Below are 1,562 nucleotides of genomic sequence, written 5' to 3' on the forward strand. Positions count from 1 at the left end.
CGGCATGACCTTGCGTCCTGCTGCAAGGCGGATATTTGCTTCCGGGTTGATGTAGCGGAAGAACGCAATGGTACGCATAACATCCTCTGCAGGAATCTGCGGACGATCCTCAAGAGCAGTGCCCTTAATCGGCATAAGAGCATTGATGGGGATGGAGTAGATGTTAAGCTCCGCAAGGCTGATTGCCATGTCGAGACGGTCATCCCAGTCCTCGCCCATGCCGATGATACCGCCGGAGCATACACAGAGGCCTTCCTTCTGTGCAATCTTAATCGTGCGGATTTTGTCGTCATAAGTATGAGTTGTGCAAATCTGCGGGAAGAAGCGCTTGGATGTCTCAATGTTGTGATGGTAGCTTGTTACGCCTACCTCGTGCAGACGGTGGAACTGCTCAGCGTTCAAAAAGCCCATGGAAGCACAAAGCTCGATTGTGAGGTCCTTTTTCATCAGACGGAATGCATCGAGGGCCTTTTCAAATTCCTCGCCTGTAAGAGCACGTCCTGCCGTGACAATGGCAAAGCGGTTCAGACCTGCATCCTGATTCTTTTTTGCTTCGGCGTATATTTTTTCCTTCGGAAGGAAAGGATATTCATCGATACCTGTGCAGTGATGAGCAGACTGAGCACAGTACTTGCAGTCCTCAGGGCAGCGTCCGCTGCGTCCGTTGATGATGGAACAAAGGTCGACATGGTTTTTGCGGTAGCGTTTCTGAATAGCTCCTGCTCCGCGCTCAAGCTCCTCAAGGTCACAGGTCTTGAAAAACTCAAGGTCGTCGCCTCGTTTGATACGGTAGCCGTTGATGATTTTTTGTGCAAGTTCTGAAATAGATGTGGTCATGGAAACAGCCTCACTTTGTATAGGAATCAATTCAGTATGAATTTCGGTTTAATTATAAGACTCGTCAGAATATTCGTCAACCAATATTTTGATAACGGTTAACCGAAAATGGGTTAACGATAAAAGTTGACGGTGATTTATGTGTGCTGTAAGCTTTAGGAAAGAATAACTCGGAAAAGGTTGAGCATTATGAAAAAACTGGTCTATGTACATGGTAAGAACGGCAATGCCGCGGAAGCGGAGCACTACAAGCCCTTTTTCCCGGAGTATGATGTTATAGGGTTCGACTATAAGGCCGAAACACCTTGGGAAGCAAGGGGAGAATTCAGAGGTTTTTTCGATTCCTTGGACGCTGAATATACTGATATCGCGGTGATTGCAAACAGCATCGGGGCTTTTTTTACCATGTGTGCGTTAGGCGATAAGCGAATGGAAAAGGCTTATTTTATTTCTCCTATCGTTAATATGGAACGTCTTATTGCCGATATGATGAAGTGGTGCAGCATTTCCGAGACTGAATTGATGGAAAAGGGAACTGTAGAGACAAGCTTTGGTGAAAGGCTTTCGTGGGAGTATCTTTCATGGGTTAGGAGTAATCCTTTATCATGGGTGACGCCGACGGCTATACTGTACGGTTCAAATGATAAGCTGCAATCCATTGATACGATTCGGACATTCGCGGAAAATATCATGGCATCTGTTACCGTAATGGAAAATGGCGAGCA

At 46.4% G+C, this 1,562-nt stretch carries 2 protein-coding genes; one reads left to right on the forward strand and one right to left on the reverse strand.

The window, feature by feature from the left end; genetic code table 11:
• A partial coding sequence (gene bioB, locus ACY69O_RS03880) for a biotin synthase BioB (RefSeq protein ID WP_462332157.1) occupies positions 1 to 837 on the reverse strand: 837 nt, incomplete at its 3' end.
• A 189-nt stretch (positions 838 to 1,026) separates the two neighbouring features.
• On the opposite strand from bioB, the gene ACY69O_RS03885 reads away from it, so the two are divergent.
• Positions 1,027 to 1,562, forward strand: a 536-nt coding sequence (locus ACY69O_RS03885; protein ID WP_462332158.1) for an alpha/beta hydrolase, incomplete at its 3' end; no start/stop codon positions are given.

The organism is Schwartzia sp. (in: firmicutes), assembly GCF_978017985.1.